7 protein-coding genes and 1 pseudogene are annotated in these 7,499 nt (G+C 33.5%); 3 read left to right on the top strand and 5 right to left on the bottom strand.

The genetic code is table 11. The features are described from left to right. On the top strand, positions 1-479 hold a 479-nt coding region (locus AC1DCY_RS26425), incomplete at its 5' end, for an IS110 family transposase (protein WP_477355468.1). Between the two features lie 280 nt (positions 480-759). On the opposite strand, the gene AC1DCY_RS26420 is transcribed toward AC1DCY_RS26425, so the two are convergent. Together AC1DCY_RS26420 and AC1DCY_RS26415 are read right to left on the bottom strand one after the other, a co-directional pair. Beyond that, on the bottom strand, positions 760-1,821 hold the full coding sequence (locus tag AC1DCY_RS26420; protein ID WP_477355465.1) for a DUF4179 domain-containing protein: 1,062 nt from the start codon (positions 1,819-1,821) through the stop codon (positions 760-762). Next, a complete protein-coding gene (locus AC1DCY_RS26415; RefSeq protein ID WP_477355462.1) occupies positions 1,796-2,344 on the bottom strand; it encodes a sigma-70 family RNA polymerase sigma factor in 549 nt (182 codons plus the stop codon). Before AC1DCY_RS26415 ends, AC1DCY_RS26420 begins: the two co-directional genes overlap by 26 nt. A 475-nt stretch (positions 2,345-2,819) precedes the next feature. On the opposite strand from AC1DCY_RS26415, the gene AC1DCY_RS26410 reads away from it, so the two are divergent. Continuing rightward, positions 2,820-3,371: a putative glycolipid-binding domain-containing protein gene (locus AC1DCY_RS26410; protein ID WP_477355459.1), complete on the top strand. Its 552-nt coding sequence runs from the start codon at positions 2,820-2,822 to the stop codon at positions 3,369-3,371. A 206-nt stretch (positions 3,372-3,577) separates the two neighbouring features. Here AC1DCY_RS26410 and AC1DCY_RS26405 read toward each other — a convergent pair whose 3' ends face one another. Then, complete coding sequence (locus tag AC1DCY_RS26405; RefSeq protein ID WP_477355456.1) at positions 3,578-3,769, bottom strand: hypothetical protein; 192 nt, start codon at positions 3,767-3,769, stop codon at positions 3,578-3,580. Between the two features lie 443 nt (positions 3,770-4,212). Beyond that, the gene (locus tag AC1DCY_RS26400; protein ID WP_477355453.1) at positions 4,213-5,580 is read right to left on the bottom strand and encodes a PepSY-associated TM helix domain-containing protein; all 1,368 of its coding nucleotides are present in this window, start codon (positions 5,578-5,580) and stop codon (positions 4,213-4,215) included. Between the two features lie 318 nt (positions 5,581-5,898). Between AC1DCY_RS26400 and AC1DCY_RS26395 the strand changes: the two are divergent. Beyond that, positions 5,899-6,737 (top strand): annotated as a pseudogene (locus AC1DCY_RS26395) (tyrosine-type recombinase/integrase). A gap of 64 nt (positions 6,738-6,801) precedes the next feature. Here AC1DCY_RS26395 and AC1DCY_RS26390 read toward each other — a convergent pair. Then, positions 6,802-7,200: a hypothetical protein gene (locus AC1DCY_RS26390; RefSeq protein ID WP_477355450.1), complete on the bottom strand. Its 399-nt coding sequence runs from the start codon at positions 7,198-7,200 to the stop codon at positions 6,802-6,804. Positions 7,201-7,499 lie beyond the last annotated feature (299 nt).

The raw sequence follows: 7,499 nt of genomic DNA, 5'->3' as shown, positions 1-7,499 counted from the left end.
AAGAGCATCTATCAAAGTTAGAGTCAGAAATAGATGCCCTCGCTAAAGAAATTGAAGAATATAGTATTATCAAATCTATCCCAGGCATCGGTGAAAAGATCGCTGCAACGATTATTTCTGAGATTGGTGAAATAGATCGATTTAACAACCCTAAAAAGCTTGTGGCTTTCGCTGGAGTTGACCCGAGTGTTTTCGAATCAGGTAAGTTTTCAGCGACAAAGAATCGAATTACAAAACGAGGTTCCAGTAGACTTCGTCATGCCTTGTTCATGGCTGTTCGTTGTGCAATACGAGATTGCAGGAAAACTAAAACAGACGATAAAATCATTCCTCGAAACAAGAAATTACGTGAATTCTATGATAAAAAACGTGACGAAGGAAAACCTTTTAAAGTAGCAATAATAGCTTGTGTTAATAAACTATTACATTGGATTTTTGCCTTGTTAAAAAACAGAACTACGTACCAAGATTTAGCTTGATAAGTAGGTACAACTAAATCAAACAAAACCTTCCAAAAACAAACTTTAGGACGGTTATTTGTCATGCACTTTTTTAGTATAGCACGTGCCCATTAAACTTTTAACAGAAAATTATTGACAAACTATTAGCTGGTTTAGTTTAATTAATATCTTTCAAACATACCTATTAAATTTTTTCTTGATATTGTTATTCAATTAAATGGCACTAAAATGGAAATAAGCGTTGATCCTTGCTAGGATCAACGCATCTCGTTAGTAATAATCGAAAAATATTTATCTTTTAGGGTAGAGTTACTGTAAAGCTTTTAAATTCAATGTCAGTTTCATTAAAAGGTTGAATATCTCTTTTTATTTCATTGCCTTTAAGGTCAACTTCCACGCTAGTTCCTCCTTGGTGGAAATTAATATATGGTATAACTGTCAATGTCTTTGCATTATCCGTGATTGGGTCTATTAGTCGACTACCAGTTAATTCTTCCTTTCCATCGTTATTTTGAATTTGACTACCACCCGAATGTGATATAAGTTCATTTCCTTTATCATCAATCACTTTGAAATCTAGGTTCCCATTAGTTAAATAATTTATTTTTTCTGTGTCTGCATTAAAGTTAAAACGTAAGCCGGCTGCACTTATTTCTAAATCAGAAACTGTTAAATTAATGTCTTTTACAGTTTGACTGTGATTAATAGTTACATATTCTACTTCTGTTTTCATGCTAATAGGAGTAGAGAAATCCCACTGCTTACCGTCAACACCTGTAAAGTTTACACCTAGAGTAAACGCTTCAGGCAAATCATCTAGAGAATCAATGTTAATGATTCCTGTTCGATGTGTAGGTGATATTTTTGTTTCACTGTAAGTACTGGCATTTGAAAAAGCTTGTCCATTAATTTTGATTTCAGGCCCGGGTAATAAATATGATTCTTCAATAACTTTCTCTGATGTGATTGAAAATCCAATTGTAAAACGTGTCCCATCATAGAAAACTTCATCAAGTGTAATTGATGTTCCTCCAGTATTTTTGGTATCACCTATTAAATTTGTTAATCCTTGCTCATTTGCTTTCTCTAGACCAGGATCTCCAGAATCACTAAACACAGCACCAATTATTGGTATTTTTGAAACGATATTAGCCATAGCAGGAGAGACAGTTGCTGAACTAACAAACAGAATAGATGCTACTGCAACTGAACTTAAGCTATATACCATCTTCATTCTGAAAGACTTTTTTCCCCTTTGATTGTTCGCATGAATCGTTTTTGAAATAATTGCATCCAATTTATCAATTGGAACGTTGATGTTATCAATTTCTTCTTTAAACGATTGAATTCTGTCTGTCATCGCAATAAACCCCCTTTAATTTTGTTCTTAATAGATCTAGTCCACGACGAATATTCGTCTTCACAGTACCTTCGGGACAATCAAGAAACGCTGCAATTTGCTTAACTGTATAATCTTGATAAAAACGGAGTAGCAAGACCGTTTTATACTTTTCCTCAATATCGTCCATTGCTTGAAGAAGATCAAGATGTTCCTCAGTTCCAAAATGCTCTGTATTCTCAATCTGATCAAAGATTTCACTATTAATCGAAACAAGCTTTTGTTTCTTCTTTAAAGTTGTAATAGCTGTATTAATTAATATTCTCATTAACCACGTTGAAAAATAATCGTTATTTTTCAATGTATTAATTGAATTCAAAGCTTTATATATGCTTTCTTGAAACACTTCAAGCGCATCATCTTCATTTCGCATATACATATAAGCCATTCTGTACATTTTTTCTTTTTCTTCATGTATTAGTATTTGAAATGCCTCGGAATCGCCTTTTTTAGCACGCTTTACTAACTTTGATTTTATCTCCAATTAACAAACCTCCTTTCCTCTTATACTTATTAGAGAAATTGGAACAACAAAACGATTCAAATTTATTTAAAATATATACAAAAAAATCGGCATCCATCTATTCTGGAAGCCGTAATCCGATTAAAAACTAATTATATAAAAAATAAGTACAGTATCATACAATACCTTTGGTAAAAACTGAAGTTTACTCAAAGGTATCTACCCCATAATCTGGCCCGATTGTTGAACACAAGTTAAACATCATTGTTGAACTAACCTGCACCGTTACTTTAAGTACCATTCTTTCTATTATATTTCAAGTGTGTTTTTCCACAATCTGGACCTTAGCATAAAAAAGAGCACCATTCCTGATACGGAATTTCGCCCGATTATGTAACAAGAGTATTATATTGCTTTTTGTGCTTATTTAAATATATCCAATTCTATGTTTCTTTGATAAAATTTTTTATTATATTAGTAAAGGCGTTGATAGATTATGAACAAGGTTGCAATATGGGAAAACCTAAAGTCCTTTGGTACGGAATTTTTAGAAATTATTACCTCAGATACTTTGTCGAAAGTAAACAGTACAGTTATTTCTACGGAAAATGGTATTCCTTATAAAATCGACTACAATATAGAAATAAATGATTGGTTCATTAAAAATCTTAATATTGAAATACCTAACACACAAAAATCTCTTTATATTGAAACTAATTCTGATCTACAATGGTTTGACCAAAAAGGGAACGAAATTAAAGAACTTTACGGAGCAATAGATATCGATATTTCCTGTACCCCTTTTACAAACTCATTGCCAATTAATCGGACAAAATGGATAATAAATGAACCTCAGATTTTCAAAATGGTTTTTATTACAATCCCTGAACTGAACATTAAGAAAGTAGAGCAAATCTACACACTTATTGATGTGGGAAATGATTATCGAATGTTCCATTATAAAAGCGGTTCATTCGAGTCTATGATCAAAGTCGATAGTGATGGTTTAGTAATTAATTACCCAAAACTATTCAATCGAAAGTATTGACCTCAAAGCTCGGATAATCGTCCGAGCTTTTTTACATAACTATCATTGTGTTTCCTACTTTTGTTTCAATTACGAGGTTAATATACCCCTTCTTATTCAACTAACCTGCACCGTTAGTTGAATAGCAACAATCTTTCAGAAAACAGCCTTAAACAAAAATAACCTCCGAAAAAAATGAAGGTTACTTTTGTTTAAATAGTTAACTTTTAAGGCAATTTAAAAATATCATCTGCTAACATTTTAGAACCTGCTGCTCCCTTAATGTACTTTAAATTTCCCGAGGATAACCAATCAATTTCTTTTAAATTACTTAAAAGTTTGGTTATTTTAATGGAATCTGGTTGCTGGGATTTCGCTAAATAATTTTCACTAATTATTTTATTTCCAACAATCGCCAATACGTTTGCTAATGAAATATTTAATACTTACGAAAAGTGAAAGGCTTGAATAACAGAGTCTAGAAACATCAGTTGTAACCACCCAATCGAGTGGTTTTTTTGTGTATATATGCAATAATCTTGGATTGGTTCAGTTCTAATGTGCAAATGTGCAATAAAAAAGTAAATTCCTTTAGATACAGATACTAATTGTAATTTTTCACAACCTAAAGTTTTTCCGACTGCAGTTACTGACCATTGGGAGAATCAGTCGAGAAAAATATAGTCATTTAGTTTTTTTATTCTTTGGATGCCTAACTTCTGCTTCAATTCATCTAAGCCATCAAGGTGGTTAAATGGTTCGTATATATATTTTATTCAACTAACCAACGATCTTTAAGAAACAGCTTTAAAGAAAGCGATACTGTTCCTCATCTATAAAGGATACAGTATCGCTTAGCATTTTAATTAATTTTTGTTTTATTTTTAGACATCAAATGTATGATTATTTCAACGAGTACGACAACAATTAAAGAAAGTCCAAATAGTGGCATTAGTATACCTAAAATGATCATGAATATGATAAAAGGAATGGATACCTTTTGAGAGATTTTAGGTGGTGCAGATAGCATACCTTGTTTCTTTCGTAGTAGCCATGTTCTAACTCCCCAAACAATCACTACTAAAAACGCTAGACATACTAGTAAATTGATTAATTTATTTGGCCAGCCAAACAAATGACCTTCATGTAAAGGAATTCCCCAAGTGAACCATTTAGCAAGAACGCCATAGTCCTCGTAACCTACCTTGTCTATATATTTTCCGCTATATTGATCAAAATACATTGTCGTTTCATCATACGGACTAACATCAAGACCTGTGACACCAGTGTTACTAGATTTTGCAACCGTATAGACACCGACTTCACTAGTAGGATAGATAATTGCGTAAGGTTTTGATATATTCATTGCATTAATTTCATGTTGTAGCTTTACTACGCTTAGTTGGTAAGGGTTCGTACCACAGACCGTATCGGCTCCGTTACCATGATGTGCTGCATGTCCTTCATGTCCTGAATCTGACGTTGGAGGAGTTTCTTGACGAGTAGCCCAAGGAATCTCACTTATATCAGATGTAGGAGGTTGCTGTTGCAATAATGGCGTACCGAAAGTAGGGTGATCTTGTGAAGCTTGGTAAATATATTTCCCCATAAACGCAGACCATGGTAAGCCTGTGAAAATAATAACAAGCATTGGAATCGTAATAATTGTCCCAATAAGTGCATGAAATTTTCTGCTTTTTTGACGTTTATTTGTCTGCTTTGTTTTCTTGAGTACTTTTGCTTTAAACGTCATGTAAATACCTGAAAGCAGTAAAAAGACAGCCCAGCACGCAGCTAATTCTACTAAATAATTGACAACAGTTCCCCCAATAAACAAGGAACTATGTGCATTTCTCATAATATTTGAAAATGTGTAACCAGCATCCTGACCACCGATAATTTGGTTATGATTATCTAAGAACACATATTTCTCATCGCCATCTGCATTCTTCATCGTCAAACGTGTATTGTAAGGCTCTTCTAGCTCTATAATTTTATTTGTTTTATAGCCAGCATATGATTCTTCTGCAAGTTTAACAGCATCGTCAATAGATTGTACCTCGGTTTTTCCACTTTCACCAAAAAAGTATTTATCATATAAATGATTTTCAACATTAGTATAAAATAAATAACCAATACCACTTAGTGTTAGCGAAATAAGAAGTGGAGTAATAAATAATGCGGCATAAAAGTGCGTTCGCCAAAAGCTCTGATAAAACGTGTTTTTCATGTCTAATTCTCCAATCAATAATAATAAGCGCAAATTTATTATATAGATAAAAAACGAAATAAGTATGAAGTCCTAAAGATTTTTTTATGACAAATATATGTATTACGATTGATATAATTAGGTTATAGAAAACAAAAGGAAAATTTTTTATAAAAGAGTCTACTTAATAGACGGGGGTGTTACACTATTTACTCCATGGCTTATTTATGCCATCGTACTTCAACTAAACTGCTCCGTTAGTAAAATCACTCCTTATGTCTAGAATTCTATTAAGTTGGCAATAATCCCTTTTATATTACTATTTTAGGGGGAATGGAATTGTTACTGTCAAAAGCATGGACTTTGTTTGAAGCTGATAAACGAATAGAGGGCTTTTCGCCACAAACGCTGAAGGCCTACCGGTTACAGTCTTTTCTATTAATTGGTTATTTTAAGGATATAGAGATGGAATTGCTTGAAACCAATCAACTGAAGGAATATCTTGCTATATCCGGCAAGCACTTAAAACCAGCCAGTCTTGCACACCGTATCCGCTTTATGAAATCATTTTTTCGTTGGTCTCATGAAGAAGGATACCTAAGTAAGAATCCAACTTCCAAAATTAAAGAACCGAAAGTAGGAAAGCGGATACCCAAGTATTTAACCGAACGGGAAATTGAACACCTCCGTGAATCCTGTCATTCCGCAATGGAAAAAGCAGTTTTCGAATTCATGTTTTCTACTGGTTGCCGAATTGGAGAAATAGTTGCGTTAGAAAAGAACCATATTAATTGGTCCAATCAATCCGCAATCGTTAGAGGAAAAGGTGATAAGGAAAGGGAGGTTTATTTTAATACGCGTTGTGACATATGGCTTAAACGTTATATTGAAAGCCGTACTGACAATAATCCTGCCATTTTGTTACAGTAAGGCAGCCACATAAAATGAGTGTTGCCCAAATGCGATACATCATCAAGCGGATATCAAATCGTGCTGAAATCAATAAAGAAATTCATCCACACCAACTTAGACACAGCTATGCAACTCATTTGTTGAACAATAGAGCTCCCATAGAAGTCATACAAAGTCTTATGGGGCATGAGAAAAGCGAAACAACTAGGATCTACGCTCAATTAAGCGGGAGGCTAAGGAAAGAGTATTATCAGAAGTACTTTTAAATGTAAAAGGAGCAATTTCTTAAAAGACTTTGCTCCACTTGACAAAAGCACCCCGTTAGGTGAATTAACGATTGGGATTACGGTCAATAAACTTATCGATTTCATCTGATAATCTAAAAACAAGGTCGAAATAATCTTTTTCTGTCATCGGACCTTTAGCTCTCCACTTTTGCATTTCTTTATAGTGGAAACCATAAAAATAACCCACTAAATCATGTCTCGATATTCCCTGTTTCTTTGCCATATCCGAAATAGAAAGTCCCTTTTTCCAATATTCTTCATAATCATCAAGACTTATTCCTAAAAAATTGGATATTGCATCATAATCGTATTTGACATGGTAAACTAAAGTTCCTTCGTCTCTTTCTTCGTGCTCTTGTTCATTTTTTTCTGCATGGACAACTAATGAAAAAAATAAGGCTAAGGTAAAGAAAATAAGTAATCCTTTAAAAACAGACTTCAATATTGAACCTCCTTTTTTCTTTATTGTGTGAGGTTTTCGATATGTTATGTCCATCGTTAAAAAACTTAAATAATAAGCAATATTAGACAAACCTGCCCCGTAGTTCAATAAGAAAAAAAGAGCTGCCAATGCAACTCAATGATCTTCAAGTAAAGCACCCGTTCGTATTATAAGGTCAACCGGAGTAATCTGGTTGACTATTTTTTATTCAATTTATAGATTGATAGTAGCCGGGGTCGAACGGAAGCACCCGTGGGATTATATCCCGACAACTAAACTGTTCGCCCTCTACTTGTTAA

It is taken from the genome of Lysinibacillus sp. 10T31, assembly GCF_056394365.1.
This window is presented reverse-complemented; position numbering and strand designations above follow the sequence as displayed.